The sequence below is a fragment of the Streptomyces sp. A3M-1-3 genome (genome assembly GCF_024213665.1).
Classification (GTDB): Bacteria; Actinomycetota; Actinomycetes; order Streptomycetales; family Streptomycetaceae; genus Streptomyces.
Genome location: NZ_JANAVP010000008.1, coordinates 76,932 through 91,972, shown reverse-complemented (window position 1 = coordinate 91,972; position 15,041 = coordinate 76,932). Strand labels below are relative to the sequence as shown.

The 15,041-nt window shown below is 71.6% G+C and carries 13 protein-coding genes and 2 pseudogenes; 9 read left to right on the top strand and 6 right to left on the bottom strand.

Annotation, left to right across the window (positions count from 1 at the left end; translation table 11 throughout):
- Nucleotides 1-10: 10 nt before the first annotated feature.
- Nucleotides 11-1,318: an aldolase/citrate lyase family protein gene (locus tag NLX86_RS11470; RefSeq protein ID WP_254371534.1), complete on the top strand. Its 1,308-nt coding sequence runs from the start codon at nt 11-13 to the stop codon at nt 1,316-1,318.
- Nucleotides 1,319-1,456: 138 nt separating this feature from the next.
- Here the strand turns inward: NLX86_RS11470 and NLX86_RS11465 are convergent, their stop codons facing one another.
- Nucleotides 1,457-1,657, bottom strand: coding sequence for a DUF4236 domain-containing protein (locus NLX86_RS11465; RefSeq protein ID WP_254371533.1), 201 nt, complete (start codon nt 1,655-1,657; stop codon nt 1,457-1,459).
- Nucleotides 1,658-2,055: 398 nt separating this feature from the next.
- The gene (locus tag NLX86_RS11460) at nt 2,056-3,120 is read right to left on the bottom strand and encodes a LacI family DNA-binding transcriptional regulator (protein WP_254371532.1); all 1,065 of its coding nucleotides are present in this window, start codon (nt 3,118-3,120) and stop codon (nt 2,056-2,058) included.
- Nucleotides 3,121-3,244: 124 nt separating this feature from the next.
- On the opposite strand from NLX86_RS11460, the gene NLX86_RS11455 reads away from it, so the two are divergent.
- Together NLX86_RS11455 and NLX86_RS11450 are read left to right on the top strand one after the other, a co-directional pair.
- Nucleotides 3,245-4,204, top strand: a complete 960-nt coding sequence (locus NLX86_RS11455) for an ROK family protein (protein ID WP_254371531.1) — start codon at nt 3,245-3,247, stop codon at nt 4,202-4,204.
- A 350-nt stretch (nt 4,205-4,554) separates the two neighbouring features.
- Nucleotides 4,555-5,592: an NUDIX domain-containing protein gene (locus tag NLX86_RS11450; protein ID WP_254371530.1), complete on the top strand. Its 1,038-nt coding sequence runs from the start codon at nt 4,555-4,557 to the stop codon at nt 5,590-5,592.
- Here NLX86_RS11450 and NLX86_RS11445 read toward each other — a convergent pair.
- Nucleotides 5,551-6,300 (bottom strand): MBL fold metallo-hydrolase, encoded by a 750-nt coding sequence (locus NLX86_RS11445; protein WP_254371529.1) that lies wholly within the window; start codon nt 6,298-6,300, stop codon nt 5,551-5,553. The genes NLX86_RS11450 and NLX86_RS11445 overlap by 42 nt on opposite strands.
- 83 nt (nt 6,301-6,383) lie before the next feature.
- Nucleotides 6,384-7,748, bottom strand: coding sequence for a dipeptidase (locus NLX86_RS11440; RefSeq protein ID WP_254371528.1), 1,365 nt, complete (start codon nt 7,746-7,748; stop codon nt 6,384-6,386).
- Nucleotides 7,749-7,909: 161 nt separating this feature from the next.
- Here NLX86_RS11440 and NLX86_RS11435 point away from each other — a divergent pair, with 161 nt between their 5' ends.
- Nucleotides 7,910-9,229 carry a geranylgeranyl reductase family protein gene (locus NLX86_RS11435; protein ID WP_254371527.1) on the top strand — a complete coding sequence of 440 codons (1,320 nt, stop codon included), beginning with the start codon at nt 7,910-7,912 and terminating at the stop codon, nt 9,227-9,229.
- On the opposite strand, the pseudogene NLX86_RS11430 reads toward NLX86_RS11435, so the two are convergent.
- Nucleotides 9,213-9,640 (bottom strand): annotated as a pseudogene (locus NLX86_RS11430) (nitroreductase family deazaflavin-dependent oxidoreductase). The gene NLX86_RS11435 and the pseudogene NLX86_RS11430 overlap by 17 nt on opposite strands.
- Before the next feature lie 214 nt (nt 9,641-9,854).
- On the opposite strand from NLX86_RS11430, the gene NLX86_RS11420 reads away from it, so the two are divergent.
- Together NLX86_RS11420 and NLX86_RS11415 are read left to right on the top strand one after the other, a co-directional pair.
- A complete protein-coding gene (locus NLX86_RS11420; RefSeq protein ID WP_254371526.1) occupies nt 9,855-11,237 on the top strand; it encodes a sensor histidine kinase in 1,383 nt (460 codons plus the stop codon).
- Nucleotides 11,138-11,743: a response regulator transcription factor gene (locus NLX86_RS11415; RefSeq protein ID WP_254371663.1), complete on the top strand. Its 606-nt coding sequence runs from the start codon at nt 11,138-11,140 to the stop codon at nt 11,741-11,743. Before NLX86_RS11420 ends, NLX86_RS11415 begins: the two co-directional genes overlap by 100 nt.
- Here NLX86_RS11415 and NLX86_RS11410 read toward each other — a convergent pair.
- Nucleotides 11,704-11,799, bottom strand: a complete 96-nt coding sequence (locus NLX86_RS11410) for a hypothetical protein (protein WP_254371662.1) — start codon at nt 11,797-11,799, stop codon at nt 11,704-11,706. The two genes, NLX86_RS11415 and NLX86_RS11410, sit on opposite strands and share 40 nt — an antisense overlap.
- Nucleotides 11,800-11,993: 194 nt before the next feature.
- On the opposite strand from NLX86_RS11410, the pseudogene NLX86_RS35010 reads away from it, so the two are divergent.
- The 3 genes and pseudogenes from NLX86_RS35010 to NLX86_RS11400 form a co-directional block, all read left to right on the top strand.
- Nucleotides 11,994-12,392: pseudogene (locus NLX86_RS35010) on the top strand (DUF4158 domain-containing protein); the annotation flags it as partial.
- 259 nt (nt 12,393-12,651) lie between these two features.
- Nucleotides 12,652-13,272, top strand: a complete 621-nt coding sequence (locus NLX86_RS11405; protein ID WP_254371525.1) for a hypothetical protein — start codon at nt 12,652-12,654, stop codon at nt 13,270-13,272.
- Between the two features lie 48 nt (nt 13,273-13,320).
- On the top strand, nt 13,321-15,036 hold the full coding sequence (locus NLX86_RS11400) for a Tn3 family transposase (RefSeq protein WP_254371524.1): 1,716 nt from the start codon (nt 13,321-13,323) through the stop codon (nt 15,034-15,036).
- Nucleotides 15,037-15,041 lie beyond the last annotated feature (5 nt).

Here is a 15,041-nt window from a genome sequence, read left to right as displayed (position 1 = left end):
AGGGTGCGGGATGGGTCAGCACGAGAAGGTGGCAACGAGCCTCGCAGGCGCGGTCAGCGAGGGCATCAGCGCCTCCCTCGCCCCGGTGGACGCGGAGCTCGCCCGCCGCTACCCGGGAGACCCCGGCACCCGCCAGCCCGTCCACACCGTCTACGTTCCCGGCGACGTCTTCGAGCCCGGCACCGTCCGCTCCTGGGGCGACCAGGCCCTCGCCGCCCTCGACGAGCACGCCCCCGACGCCGCCACCCTCGCCGGTGTCCTCGGCATCTCCGACGAACTCGCCGGCCCGGTCTACGAGCGCGTACGGGCCAAGCTCCAGCGGGAGCCCATCGAGGACCTGCGTATCGACTTCGAGGACGGCTACGGGCCGCGCCCGGACGACGAGGAGGACTCCGCCGCCGCCCGCGCCGCGCGCCTGGTCGCCGACGCGTTCGCGCACGGCACCCCCGAGAACACCGCCCCCTACATGGGCATCCGGATGAAGTGCATGGAGGCGGCCGTCCGCGACCGCGGCATCCGCACGCTGGACATCTTCCTCACCGGCCTGATGGAGGCGGGCGGGCTCCCCGAGGGCCTGGTCCTGACGCTGCCCAAGGTGACGTACCCCGAGCAGGTCACCGCGATGGTGCGGCTGGCCGAGGAGTTCGAGAAGGCACGCGGACTGGAGCAGGGCCGGATCGGCTTCGAGATCCAGATCGAGACCAGCCAGTCGATCCTGGCCGCCGACGGCACCGCCGCCGTCGCCCGTATGATCGACGCCGCCGAGGGCCGGGCCACCGGACTGCACTACGGCACCTTCGACTACAGCGCCTGCGTCGGCGTCAGCGCCGCCTACCAGTCCAGCGACCACCCGGCCGCCGACCACGCCAAGGCCGTCATGCAGGTCGCCGCCGCCGGCACCGGCGTACGCGTCTCGGACGGCTCCACCAATGTCCTGCCGGTCGGCCCGACGGCGCACGTGCACGAAGCGTGGAAGCTGCACTACGGCCTCACCCGCCGCGCGCTGGCCCGTGCGTACTACCAGGGCTGGGACATGCACCCCGGCCACCTGCCCACCCGTTACGCCGCCGTCTTCGCCTTCTACCGCGAGGGACTTGAGCCCGCCGCCGCCCGGCTCGCCGCCTATGTGGCCAAGACGGAGGGCGACATCATGGACGAGCCCGCCACCGCCAAGGCCCTCAGCGGCTATCTGCTGCGCGGACTGGACTGCGGCGCCCTCGACACCGAAGAGGTCGCCCGGCTCACCGGCCTGACCCGCGCCGATCTGGAGGCGTTCGCGATCCCGCGCCGGGCAGCCCTGACGGTCACCACTCCGTAGCGCCAACAGGGGCCCCAAAGCCCGCCGCTTCTGCCCCGTACTCCGTACGCGACCACAGCCGCCACACAGGGAGCGGGGCAGCGGTGTCTTCGGGGGAGAAGGCGTACGGCCGAGAGGCTGAACGTTGGGCGCCTACGGTCAGCGGCGGCTGCGGCGTGTGGTGGTCTTGCGGTAGCCGAAGGGGCCGGGAAGGTCCACTGAGGTCGTGCGCCGACCTGTCGAGGAGTAAGTGCGCCTGGCACCATCGCCCTTGCTGACCGTGATGGACACGGACTTCCGGTTGATGTTGAGGCGGACGCCCGGGAATATTCGGAAGCTCTTGCGGAAGGTGACGGGCACGTCGTGCTCCTTTCGTTGATCGTGCGTCTTCCCAGCGTTCCCGTCGTTACGCGCTTCGCACTGACCCTGACGCTTCGTCACAAGGCGTCAGCGCGAGGGCCGTAGCCGGAGCGGCTCGCCCTCCCCGCTGCGTCCGAGGGCGCCGCAAGCGGCGAGGCGTCCCCGTCCGGCACCGCGAAACCGCCCGGGGCGGGGACGGCGGCAAGGGATTCGGCGGTACGGAGGGTGGTTCGGCGGAGTCGGCGGGGGCCGGCTCGTCGGGCGGTTCGACCGGTTCCGGTTCGCCGGAGCTTCGAGGGCCGGCGGCGGAGGGACCACAGGCTCGCACGGTGGCGGCGAGCCCGCCCCCGCACCGGTCTGCTGAACCCGGTGCACCGGGTGACCGGGTGAACCGCCCGTCAGGCCGAGGGCGGGATCTCGCCCGAGCCGCGCACGATCAGCCGGGTCGGCAACTCGATCCGCTCGGGCGCGCCGCCCGCGCCCTCCAGCCGGCGGAACAGTCGCTCGGCGGCCGTCCGGCCCAGCCGCGCGGCGTCCTGAGCGACGACGGTCAGGCCGGGCTGGAGCAGCTCGGCGAGCTCGATGTCGTCGAAGCCGACCAGGGCGACGGGGCGGTCCCAGCCGGCCAGGACGCGTACCGCTGTCACGGTCACCCGGTTGTTGCCCGCGAACAGAGCGGTGACAGGTTGCGGCCCGCTGAGCATCGCGGCGGCGGCGGACCGGACCCGGGAGGGTTCGGTGGAGCCGAGCGATACCCAGGACCCGTCCACCGGGAGCCCGGCCTCGTCCATTGCCGCGCGGTAGCCGCGCAGCCGCTCGCTCGCCGTGTGGATCCGCGGCTGGTCTCCGATGAAGCCGATCCGGCGGTGGCCCTGGGCGATCAGGTGGGCGACGCCCTCGCAGGCACCGCCGAAGCTGTCGGAGAGCACCACGTCGGCGTCGATCCGGCCGGCCGGGCGGTCCACGAAGACGGTGGCGATGCCCGCCTTGATCTCGGGCTCCAGGTAGCGGTGGTCGTCACCGGCCGGGATGACGATCAGCCCGTCCACGCGGCGGGCGCACAGCGCGAGCACGAGTTCCTGCTCGCGCTCGGGGTCCTCGGCGCTGGAGCCGTTGATGAGCAGCGCGCCGTGGGCGCGGGCCACCTCTTCCACGGCGCGGCTCAGCGGGCCGTAGAAGGGGTCGGCGAGATCCTCCAGGACCAGGCCGATGCTGGCCGTACGGCCCTTGCGCAGCACCCGGGCGCTGTCGTTGCGACGGAAGCCCAGGGCGTCGATGGCCTCCTGGACGCGGCGCTCGGTGTCCGGGGTGACACCCGGCTCTCCGTTGACCACTCGGGAGACCGTCTTGAGGCCGACTCCGGCGCGGGCGGCGACGTCCTTCATGGTCGGCCGGTTGCCGTAACGGGGCTCGGGCTGGCGGGCGGTCTCGGCCACGGTGCGCTGTCCTGTCGTTGTCGGCATTGGCGTCGTCGGAGGATCCTATAAGTGTGGTGTCGAGCATAGAGCCTGGACAACGTTGTCAGAGGAAGGGAGACTGGTCACCGAATCCGTCTCTCGCCCCCTCCCACCTGGAGATCCGACCCTGATGCACACCGACCTCGTCGCCGCCCTCGACATCGGCGGCACCAAGATCGCCGGCGCGCTGGTGGACGGCGGCGGGCGGATTCTGGTCCGTGCGCAGTGCCCGACGCCCGCCCAGGAGGACGGCGCGACGGTGATGCGCGCCGTGGACGCGGTGCTCGCCGAGCTGGCCGAATCGCCGCTGTGGGCGCGCACGCAGGCCCTCGGCATCGGCAGCGCGGGCCCGGTGGACGCCGTCGCGGGTACGGTCAGCCCGGTCAACGTCCCCGGCTGGCGCGGGTTTCCGCTCGTCGAGCGGGTGCGCCGGACCGTCGGCGGCATGCCCGTCACGCTGGTCGGCGACGGGGTCGCGATGACGGCCGCGGAGCACTGGCAGGGCGCGGCCCGCGGCTTCGACAACGCGCTGTGCCTGGTCGTCTCGACCGGTGTCGGCGGCGGCCTCGTGCTGGGCGGTCGGCTTCACCCGGGCCCGACCGGCAACGCCGGGCACATCGGCCACATCAGCGTCGACCTGGACGGCGATCTGTGCCCGTGCGGGTCCAGAGGCTGCGTCGAGCGGATCGCCAGTGGCCCCAACATCGCGCGGCGCGCGGTCGAGAACGGCTGGCGTCCGGGGCCGGACGGCGATCTCACGGCCGCCGCGGTCGCTGCCGCCGCGCGGGCCGGGGACCCGGTCGCCGGCGCCTCGTTCGACCGGGCGGCTCAGGCGCTGGCCGCCGGGATCGCCGCCACCGCGACGCTCGTCGAGATCGACATCGCGGTGATCGGCGGGGGAGTCGCCGGCTCGGGCGAGGTGCTCTTCGCACCGCTGCGCCGCGCGCTGCAGAACTACGCGACGCTGTCGTTCGTGCGCGGCCTGCGCGTCGTGCCCGCGCTGACGGGCACGGACGCGGGCCTGGTGGGCGCGGCGGCGGCCGCCTCGCTCGCGGGAGCGAACGAGGCACCGGCGGCGGTCACCGGCTGAACGCCGCGCCGCGGAGCGGGGCCGGCAGTGGCGGCCGGCCTCGCCCCGCCGACCCGCACGCGTCGCCTGATGGCCCGGCTCGCAGGCTCGCAGGTTCGCACCAGCCATGGCGGGCGCGCTGTAGTCCCGCGCGCCTCGCGTGACGGTGTCGTCGTCGGTCTGCGCCGGAATGGTCGCGTCCGGAGCCTGACCGCCGCCGCCGTCGGCTCCGCCCGGCGCCCACGCGACGCGCGCGCCGCGTCGGGCGGCCCGCTCGGCTCCGGTACGGGACGACGCACCGTCCCCGGTTCCGGGTTTCCGTGGCAGGGTGTTGCGGGCAAGCCACTGAGGGCTACGGAAGAGGGGGAATCGTGATTGTCTGGATCAACGGTGCGTTCAGTGCGGGCAAGACGAGCGCGGCACGCGAACTGATCGACCTGATCCCGAACAGCACGTTCTACGACCCGGAACTCATCGGCGCCGGACTGCGAAGCCTGCTGCCGCAGAAGCGGCTCACCGACGTGAGCGACTATCAGGACCTGTCCATCTGGCGCCGCATGGTCGTCGACACCGCGGCCTCGCTGCTGGCCGAGCTGGGCGGAGTGCTGGTGGTGCCCATGACCGTGCTGCGGCAGGAGTACCGCGACGAGATCTTCGGGGGGCTCGCCGCCCGGCGCATTCCGGTACGGCATGTGCTGCTCGCCCCCGAGGAAACGATCCTGCGCGAACGCATAGCCGACCGCGAGGAGTTCGACGGCGACCCCGAGGGCAGTGAGCGCGTCAGGCAGTGGGCGTACGACCACATCGAGCCGTACCGCACCGCGCTGACCTGGCTCACCGCCGACGCCCATGTGATCGACAACAGCGCCCTCACGCCGTACGCGACGGCCGCGTGCATCGCCGAGGCGGTACGGACCGGGGCTGCCGGGGCCTGCGACATCGTGCAGACACCCGAGCCCACCGCGGAGACGCTCGCAGCCGGGGTGCTGCTCTTCGACGAGCACGACCGGGTGCTGCTCGTCGATCCGACGTACAAGCCCGGCTGGGAGTTTCCCGGCGGCGTCGTCGAGCGGGGCGAGGCGCCGGCCCGGGCCGGGATGCGTGAGGTCGCCGAGGAGGTCGGCTTCCAGCTGGACCAGGTACCCAGGCTGTTGGTGGTCGACTGGGAGCCGCCCAGGCCGCCGGGGTACGGCGGACTGCGGCTGCTGTTCGACGGCGGCCGGCTCGACAGCGAGCAGGCCGGGAGCCTGCTGCTGCCGTGCGCCGAACTGCGCGGCTGGCGCTTCGTCACCGAGGAGGAAGCGTCCGGGCTGCTGCCGCCGGTCCGCTTCGACCGGCTGCGCTGGGCGCTGCGGGCCCGCGAGCGGTCAACCGTGCTCAACCTCGAAGCCGGAGTCCCCGTCGGTTGAGTCGTCGGTTGAGTCGTCGGCCGAGGCGTCGGCCGACGCCTTCAGTACGGCCGCCGCGTCCTGGGTCAGCGGGTCGCCGTGGCCGAAGCAGACGGTGGACGGGGCGAGCGCCGCCAGCCGCCGGAAGGAGGCGACGGCCCGGGCCCGGTCGACGTTGAACACCCCCACCATCACCTGGCCGACGCCGGCCACGCAGTCACCCGTGAACAGCACGCCGTGCCGCGGAAGATGGACGCCGATGCTGCCGTCCGTGTGGCCGGGGGAGTGCAGGACCCGCGCCCCGTCGCCGAAGCCGAGCTCGTCGCCGTCCGCCAGCTCCCGGTCCACGCGGGTGGCCGGAGCGGGCGGCACGGTGAGCCCGTGCGCGTACAACGGCCGCTCCCAGTCCAGCAGTACGGGCTCGGGCACAGGCCGCTCGCCGCGGATCACCGGGGCGTCGAGCCGGTGCGCCAGGACCGACGCCCCGTAGCGGCCCGCGAGTTCCTCGGCCGCGCCGATGTGGTCGCGGTGGCAGTGGGTGAGGACGATCCGGCGGATGTTCTCCGGGCGTAGGCCCAGACTCCGTACCGCCGCCTCGATCTCGTGGGCCGACGTGGCGTTTCCGGCGTCGATCAGGGTCAGTTCCGTGCCGTCGCGCCAGAGGTACGCCTGGCCGATCGGGAAGCGGAACATGTGGAGCTGCTCGGGGATTACCTCTACGAGATCCATGTGGCGAACGTAGTTACCGGGCGCCGCTCGACGCATGGATATTCGCTGCCGGCGATCTACGCCGAGCGCTTAACACTCAACGCTCAACGCTTCTTGGACTCGGCGTAGTTGACCAGGAACAGCGCCTCGGCGACCGAGAGCCGCTCCAGCTCCTGCGGCGAGACGCTTTCGTTGACCGCGTGGATCTGCGCCTCCGGCTCGCTCAGGCCGATGAGCAGGATCTCCGCCTCGGGGTAGAGCGCCGCGAGGGTGTTGCACAGCGGGATCGAGCCGCCCATACCGGAGGACTGCATCTCCTCACCCGGGTACGCGACGCGCATCGCCTCGGCCATCGAGGTGTACGCCGGGCTGCTGGTGTCCGCCTGGAACGGCTGCCCCTGGCCCACCTGCTCCACGGACACCCGCGCGCCCCACGGCGTGTGCGACTCCAGGTGCGCGGTCAGCAGATTGGTGGCCTCGGCGGCGTCCTGGCCGGGCGGCACCCGCAGGCTGATCTGGGCGCGGGCGCTCGCCTGGAGGGACGGCGTGGCGCCCACGACCGGCGGGCAGTCGATGCCGATCACGGTGACGGCGGGCCGGGCCCAGATCCGGTCGGCGACGGTGCCGTGGCTGATCAGCCCGACGCCGTCGAGCACCTTGGCGTCCTTGCGGAAGTCTTCCTCCGGGTAGTCCAGGCCGTCCCACGTCGCGTCCGTGCCGAGCCCGTCGACGGTCGTCGAGCCGTCCTCGGCGCGCAGCGAAGCCAGTACGTGGATCATCGCGGCGAGCGCGTCCGGAGCGGCGCCGCCGAACTGGCCGGAGTGCAGGTTGCCTTGGAGGGTGTCGATACGGACGCGCAGCATGGTCATGCCGCGCAGGGTCGCCGTGACCGTCGGCAGGCCCACCCGGAAGTTGCCGGTGTCCCCGATGACGATCGTGTCGGCGGTGAGCAGCTCGGGGTGCGCCTCGGCGTACTGCTCCAGGCCGCCCGTGCCCTGCTCCTCGGAGCCCTCCACGATGACCTTGACGGAGACCGGGATGCCGCCGTTGGCCTTGAGGGCGCGCAGCGCGAGCAGGTGCATGATGAAGCCGCCCTTGCAGTCGGCGGCGCCGCGCCCGAACCAGCGGCCGTCGCGCTCGGTCAGCTCGAACGGCGGGGAGTCCCAGGAGGCCAGGTCGAGCGGCGGCTGCACGTCGTAGTGGGCGTAGAGGAGAACGGTGGGCGCGCCCTCGGGGCCGGGCAGGAAGCCGTAGACCGACTGCGTTCCGTCCGGCGTGTCGAGCAGTGCGACGTCCTGGAAGCCCTCGGCGTGCAGCGCGTCGGTGATCCAGCGGGCAGCCGCCTCGCACTCGCTCTTGGGGAACTGGGCCGGATCCGCCACCGACTGGAAGGCCACCAGCTCGGCCAGCTCCGTCTTGGCGCGGGGCATCAGCGAGGCGATGGTCTCGGCGACCGGGTTCGGCGACATGGGCACGCTCCTCGTGGGTGCGACGTTGTGTACGTGTAGGTGTACGTACGCGTGTACGGCTGGATGGAGCCGATCCTCCCACAGCGGGGCCGGGCAGGCCCGCGCCGTAGGATGCGGTCGGTAGCCGGAGCAACTGGTCGGATCAGGAGCAGAAGCACATCGTGAGCAGCGAGAACGCAGACACCGGCAGCGAGCGCGACGAGCCGGCCGGCGAGGTCGGCGGGACGGGCGGGACGGGCGGGGCGGCCGGCGAGTCGGTCTGGGATGTCGTCGTGGTGGGGGCGGGCCCCGCGGGGGCTTCCGCGGCGTATGCGGCGGCGGTCGCCGGGCGGCGGGTGCTGCTGCTGGAGAAGGCCGAACTGCCCCGGTACAAGACGTGCGGCGGCGGCATCATCGGCCCGTCGCGGGACGCGTTGCCACCCGGCTTCCAACTCCCTCTCAGAGACCGGGTGCACGCCGTCACCTTCTCGCTGAACGGGAAGCTGACCCGCACCCGCCGTTCCCGGCACATGCTCTTCGGCCTCATCAACCGTTCCGAGTTCGACGCGGGGCTGGTCGAGGAGGCGCGGAAGGCGGGCGCGACCTTGCGTACGGGCGTGACGGTGAGCCGGGTCGAGCAGCACGGGCCCGCCGTACCCGACCGCCGGACCGTCGCCGTCGTACTGTCCGGCGGGGAGACGATTCTGGCGCGGGCCGTCGTCGGCGCGGACGGCAGTGCCGGCCGGATCGGAGCCCATGTCGGCGTGAAACTCGACCAGGTGGACCTCGGTCTCGAGGCGGAGATCCCCGTTCCCGCCACGGTCGCCGAGGACTGGGCGGGGCGGGTGCTCATCGACTGGGGCCCGATGCCGGGGAGTTACGGCTGGGTGTTCCCCAAGGGCGACACCCTGACCGTCGGGGTGATCTCGGCGCGCGGCGAGGGTGCCGGCACCAAGCGCTATCTGGAGGACTTCATCGCCCGGCTGGGGCTGGCCGGTTTTGAACCGTCGCTGTCGTCCGGCCATCTCACGCGGTGCCGCAGTGACGACTCGCCGCTGTCCCGCGGCCGGGTGCTGGTGTGCGGCGACGCGGCGGGGCTGCTGGAGCCGTGGACCCGGGAGGGGATCTCGTTCGCGCTGCGCTCGGGGCGCCTCGCGGGGGAGTGGGCGGTGCGGATCGCCGAGGCCCAGGATGCGGTGGACGCGCGCAGGCAGGCCCTCAACTACGCCTTCGCCATCAAGGCCGGGCTGGGGGTGGAGATGGGAGTCGGGCGGCGGATGCTCACGGTCTTCGAGCGCCGCCCGGGGCTGTTGCACGCGGCGATCACCGGTTTCCGGCCGGCCTGGCGGGCGTTCGCCCGGATCACCCGAGGGTCGACGTCGCTGGCCGAGCTGGTACGGACCCACCCGGCGGCCCGGCGCGCGCTGACCGCGTTCGACCGGAGGCAGCAGGGCCGCAGGCAGGAGGAACGGGGCCAGGAGCAGGTCAGCGCGTCACGGTGAGCCGGAAGACGGGGTGCTTGGGTGCCGCGGCACGCAGCTCCTCGTCGGAGGACTTGGCGTTGACGTCGCCGAAGAAGCGGCCGACCTCCCAGCCCCAGCGCTCGAGGTAGGTGCGGAGGATCTCGGGCTCTCGTCGTCGGAGAGTTCGACGGCGGTGAAGGTCCGCGTCTTCCGGCCGACCTGGAGCTTCCCGCCGCCCGCGGCACGCATGTTGCGCACCCATTCGGAGTGGCCGCGGGCGGAGACCAGATACGGGCCGCCCTCGTACGGCAGCGGGTTCACCGGGACGCGGCGCCACTCGCCGCTCTTGCGGCCGAGCACGGACAGTTCGTTCGTGCCGGCGAGGTTGCCTTCGAGCTCTTCGGGCAGTTCAACCGCGTCGTCGAGGAGCGTGAGGCGTTCTTCACTCACGGCCCAACTGGCCCACGGCGTGGGCCTGCTGAACGGCCAGGCCGCCGGGACCGGTTCCGGCAGCAGCGCCGGGTCCTGACGCAGCACCCGCTGGTGCAGTGTCCGCAGCGCCGGCCCCGGCCACTGCCTCCGACGAGCTACTACGCGAGGAGTACGCCTGATCACCCCGCCCGGCTGACGCCCCGCCCGCCGGGCCCGGTCTAGCGTGGCCGGTATGGAAGAGCAGCGTGCGCGCTCCTGCGGCGGTCCGCCCTGGCACCGGGGCGGACCGCCCAGGTGGCGGCAGTGGACGGCCGGGCGGGCGCCCGGCCGCCCGCCCTGGGCCTCCTCCCTCGCGGTCGCGGTGTTCGCGCAGGTGGGGACGGGTTTTGCGGAGCACGGTCAGCTCGACCGCACGCCGGTCGACGCGTTCGCCAGAATCCTGCTGCTCATCGGCCCGGCGATGCTCGTGCTGAGGCACCGGTACCCGGTGCCGGTGGCGTTCGGCACGTCGGCCGCGGCGCTGGTGTACCTGGCCGGCGGCTACCCGTACGGCCCGGTGTTCATCAGCGTCGCGCTGGGCGCCCTCTCCGCCGTCGTCAGCGGACACCGCAGAGCGGCCTGGGGCGCGGTCGGCGCCCTGTGGGCGGGCCATCTGCTGATCGGCCACCGGCTCTACAAGGTGCTGCCGCCGGCCGGGGACGGGCCGTCGCCCTGGGGTCCGGAGCTGGCTGTCGGCGCCTGGGTGGCGGCGATTCTCGCCGCGTCCGAGGTCGTCCGCGTACGCAGGGAGCAGTGGGCCCGGGACCGGGCCGAGCGCGAGGCGGCCGAGAAGCGCCGCGTCGGCGAGGAGCGGCTGCGCATCGCCCGGGAGCTGCACGACGTACTGGCGCACAGCATCTCGGTGATCAACGTCCAGGCGGGGGTCGGGCTGGCGCTGCTGGACACCGACCCGGAGCAGGCCCGTACCGCGCTCACCACCATCAAGTCGGCGAGCAAGGAGGCGCTGGGGGAGGTCCGGCAGGTCCTGGACACCCTGCGCACGCCGGGCGACGCGCCGCGCGCACCCGCCCCGGGCCTCGACCGGCTGCCGGAACTCGTCGAACAGGCAGCGGGCGCGGGGCTCACCGTGGACGTCGAGACGTACGGCGAGCCGACCGCGGTGCCGCCGGGCGCGGACCTCGCCGCCTTCCGGATCGTCCAGGAGGCGCTGACCAACGTCGTCCGGCACTCGGGCTCCCGGACCGCCAAGGTCCGGATCGGCTGGGCGCCGGACGGGCTCGAACTGCGCGTCGACGACGAGGGACCCGCCACCGGCGGCGACGCGGGCGGCAGCGGCAACGGCTTGGTGGGGATGCGCGAGCGCGCCGCCGCGCCGGGTGGCACGATCGAAGCCGGCCCGCGCCGCGACGGCGGTTTCCGGGTGCTGGCCCGTCTTCCCCTGGCACCGAAGGAGCACCCTCGATCCGCGTTCTGCTCGCCGACGACCAGCTGCTGGTACGGGCAGGCTTCCGGGCGCTGCTCGACGCCCAGCCGGACATCGAGGTGGCGGGAGAGGCGGCCGACGGCGAGGAGGCCGTACGCCTGGTACGCGAACTGCGCCCCGACATCGTCCTGATGGACATCAGGATGCCCCGGCTCGACGGACTCGCGACCACCCGGCGTATCACCGGCGATGCGTCGCTCGCCGCGGTGAAGGTGGTCATGCTCACCACGTTCGAGCTCGACGAGTACGTCTTCGAGGCGATCCGGTCCGGCGCCTCGGGCTTTCTGGTCAAGGACACCGAGCCGGAGGAACTGCTCCGGGCGGTACGGGCCGTCGTGGACGGCGACGCGCTGCTCTCGCCCGTGACGCGCCGGCTGATCGCCGAGTTCGCGGCCCGGTCGAAGGAGCCCGCGGCGGCCGAGGGACTGAGTCAACTCACCGAGCGGGAGCGGGAGGTGATGGCCCTGGTGGGAATCGGTCTGTCCAACGAGGAGATCGCGCGCCGACTGGTCGTCAGCCCGCTCACCGCCAAGACCCATGTCAGCCGGACCATGGTCAAGCTCGGCGCCCGGGACCGGGCCCAACTGGTGGTACTGGCCTACGAGTCGGGGCTGGTACGGCCGGGCTGGCTCGGCTGACCCGCGGCGGGCGGGCTCGCGCTCGGCCTGCTCGCGTAGCGCCACAGCACATGCACGAGTCGCAGGACGAACACGAGCGCGGCGGCGGCAACGCCCGCCAGGCCAAGACGGCCCAGCTCTCGTATAGCTACGGCCACCCGATAAGTAACGCTGAGTAACCATCTGGCCTCGGTTTGGATTCCTTCGTTCCGCTTCTGCTGAGGGGTCGCCACGATGTGGTGATCCAACTGGCTGGGCGAAGGAGCAACGGGTGCGTCAGGACTGGGAACCGGAAGAGCTCATCGAGGTCTGGACACTGCTCGAAGACGATATGAAGCGACTGCGGAACAAGTCCAGGGCGAACCGGCTGGGCTTTGCGATGCTGCTGAAGTTCTTCGAGGTGGAGGCCCGCTTCCCGGAGACTGACGGGGAAGTCCCGGCCGCTGCGGTGGCGTATGTGGCCCAGCAGGTGAAGGTGCCGGCGCAGGAGTGGGCGGGGTACGACTGGCAGGGCCGGGCGGCCACCCGCCACAGGACGGAGATCCGTGACGCCTTCGGCTTCCGGGCGAACACCGAGGAGGACCAGGAGAAGCTGGCCGAGTGGCTGACGGCGGAGCTGTGCGGGGTGGAGATGTCCCGCGAGCGGCTGGCGGAGGCGGTAGTAGCCCGCTGCCGCAATGACCACATCGAGCCGCCGACGCCCGGTCAGGTCGGCCGGCTGGTGGGCAAGGCCGTCAAAAATTTCGACGCGCAGTTCTGCCGCAACACCGTGGACCGGCTGCCCCACGCGACGCGTTCGCGGCTGGAGGACCTGATCGCGGGCGGCGAGGTGGGCGCGGAACCGTCCGGCGACCAGGCGACAACAGGTGGCGGGCGGTCATTCTTCGCCGAACTCAAGGCGGACCCCGGGGGCGCCGGGGCTGGAGAGCTTGTTCGCGGAGGTGGACAAGCTCCAGCGGGTGCGGAGGCTGGAGTTGCCCGCGGACCTGTTCGCGGACGTGTCGGAGAAGCAGGTGGACGCCTGGCGGGCGCGCGCAGCGAAGGAATACCCGGCGAATCTGGAGCGGATGAAGCCGCCGATGCGTCTGACGCTGCTGGCCGCGCTGTGCCACGTGCGGCACACGGAGATCACCGACTCGCTGGTGGAGCTGTTCATCCAACTGGTGCTGAAGATCAATACCAGGGCGGAGAAGAAGGTCGACAAGGAGCTGACGGGCGAGCTGAAGAAGGTGCGGGGCAAGGAGGCGATGATGCTGCGGGTCGCCGAGGCCGCTTTGTCCGAGCCGTCGGGCACGGTCCGCAGGGTGATCTACCCGGTGGTCGGCGGGGAGAAGACGCTGAAGGTGCTGGCGGCGGAGGCCGCGGCGAACGAGGCCAAGTACAAGGCGCGTATCCGTACGGTGTTGCGCTCGGCGTATTCGGCGCACTGGCGGCGGATGCTGGCGCCGTTGCTGAAGGCTCTGACGTTGAAGTGCAACAACACCGCCTACCGGCCGGTGATGGACGCGATCGACTTGCTCCAGCGGTATCTGGACCCGCCCATCGCCTAGGAGGGCGCGTTCTTCGACGCAGCGGAGTCGGTGCCGCTGGAGGGTGTGGTGCCTGATCAGTGGCGGGCGGCGGTGGTGGATGACAAGGGCCGTGTGGAGCGCATCCCGTACGAGCTGTGCGTGCTGGTGAGCCTGCGTGAAGCATTGCGGCGCCGGGAGATATGGGTGGTGGGGGCGAACCGGTGGCGCAACCCGGAGGACGACCTGCCACAGGACTTCGAGGACAACCGGGACGTGCACTACGACGCGATCCAAAAGCCCCAGGACCCGGCGAGGTTCATCGCCGAGCTGCAGAAGAAGCACCGCGAAGCCCTGGACCGGTTCGAGGCCGCGCTGGCGCAGGACACCACCGACGGGGTGGCCATCGTGAAGAGAGGCGGCGAAGGGTGGATCAAGGTCTCACCGCGCCCCAAGCAGGACGAGCCGGAAAACCTCGTCGCCGTCAAGATGGAGATTGAACGGCGCTGGGGAACCATCGACCTCCTGGACATCTTGAAGTACGCGGAGTTCGACACCGATTTCATCGCCGAGTTCACCTCGGTGGCAACGCGGGAGAACCTGTCCAGGGACGTCCTTTGCAGAAGGCTCCTTCTGGTTCTCTTCGGACTGGGCACGAACATGGGCATCAAGCGGGTCGCGGTGACCGGCAAGCACGGCGAGTCGGAGGCGACGCTTCGCCGGGTGCGGCACCTGTTCGTGAACCGGGCCAACATGCGCGCCGCGCTGGTGAAGCTGGTCAACGCCACCTTCGCCGCGCGGGACGAGATGTGGTGGGGCACCGGGACCGCGTGCGCCTCTGACAGCCGCAAGTTCGGTGCGTGGTCGTCGAACTTCATGACGGAGTGGCACCAGCGCTACCGGGGCGCCGGGGTCGTGGTTTATTGGCATGTGGAACGAAAATCGGTGTGCGTTTACAGCCAGCTGAAGTCCTGTTCGGCCTCCGAGGTCGCTGCGATGATCGAGGGCGTGCTGCGGCACTGCACCGACATGGAGGTCGACCGCCAGTACACCGACACCCACGGCGCGTCCATCGTCGGGTTCGCCTTCGCGCACATGCTGGACTTCAAGCTGATGCCCAGGCTCAAGAACATCGGGCGGGCCCGGTTGTACCGGCCGGCCGCGGGCGAGGACAAGAACTGGCCCCGCCTGGCCCCGGTGCTCTCGGCCAGGACGATCGACTGGGACCTGATCGCCCAGCAGTACGACCAGATCGTGAAGTACACGACCGCGCTCAGGCTGGGCACCGCGGAGGCCGAGCAGGTGTTGCGCCGGTTCACCAAGGGCGGCCCCAAGCACCCGACCTACCAGGCGATCGAGGAGCTGGGGCGCGCGGTGCGCACGGCGTTCATCTGCGACTACCTCTCCGATGCGGAGATGCGGAGGGAGATCGGTGAGGGCTTGCAGGTGGTGGAGAACTGGAACTCGGCGAACCAGGACCTGTTCTACGGCAAGGACGGCGACCTGACGGGGGCGGACAAGGAGAGCCAGGAGGTCTCGATGCTCGCCCTGCACCTTTTGCAGTCGAGTCTCGTGCATGTGAATACATTGTTTGTACAGCAGGTTTTGGCCGACCCGAAGTGGGCGGACAAGCTCACCGAGGCGGACCGGCGGGGCCTGTCCCCGCTGTTCTGGACCCATGTGAATCCGTATGGAAGATTCGAACTGGATATGAACAGCCGCCTCGACCTGGACCTCGCCGCGACACCGCCCACGGTGCCCGGACCGCGCAGTCCGCAGGGCGAGGCAGCCACGACCCAAAGCTGACGAAG

Coding starts and splice junctions, on each gene's coding strand:
- NLX86_RS11460 (WP_254371532.1), bottom strand. CDS start 3,120: ATGCCGACAACGACAGGACAGCGCACCGTGGCCGAGACCGCCCGCCAG.
- NLX86_RS11455 (WP_254371531.1), top strand. CDS start 3,245: ATGCACACCGACCTCGTCGCCGCCCTCGACATCGGCGGCACCAAGATC.
- NLX86_RS11470 (WP_254371534.1), top strand. CDS start 11: ATGGGTCAGCACGAGAAGGTGGCAACGAGCCTCGCAGGCGCGGTCAGC.
- NLX86_RS11440 (WP_254371528.1), bottom strand. CDS start 7,748: ATGTCGCCGAACCCGGTCGCCGAGACCATCGCCTCGCTGATGCCCCGC.
- NLX86_RS11445 (WP_254371529.1), bottom strand. CDS start 6,300: ATGGATCTCGTAGAGGTAATCCCCGAGCAGCTCCACATGTTCCGCTTC.
- NLX86_RS11420 (WP_254371526.1), top strand. CDS start 9,855: ATGGAAGAGCAGCGTGCGCGCTCCTGCGGCGGTCCGCCCTGGCACCGG.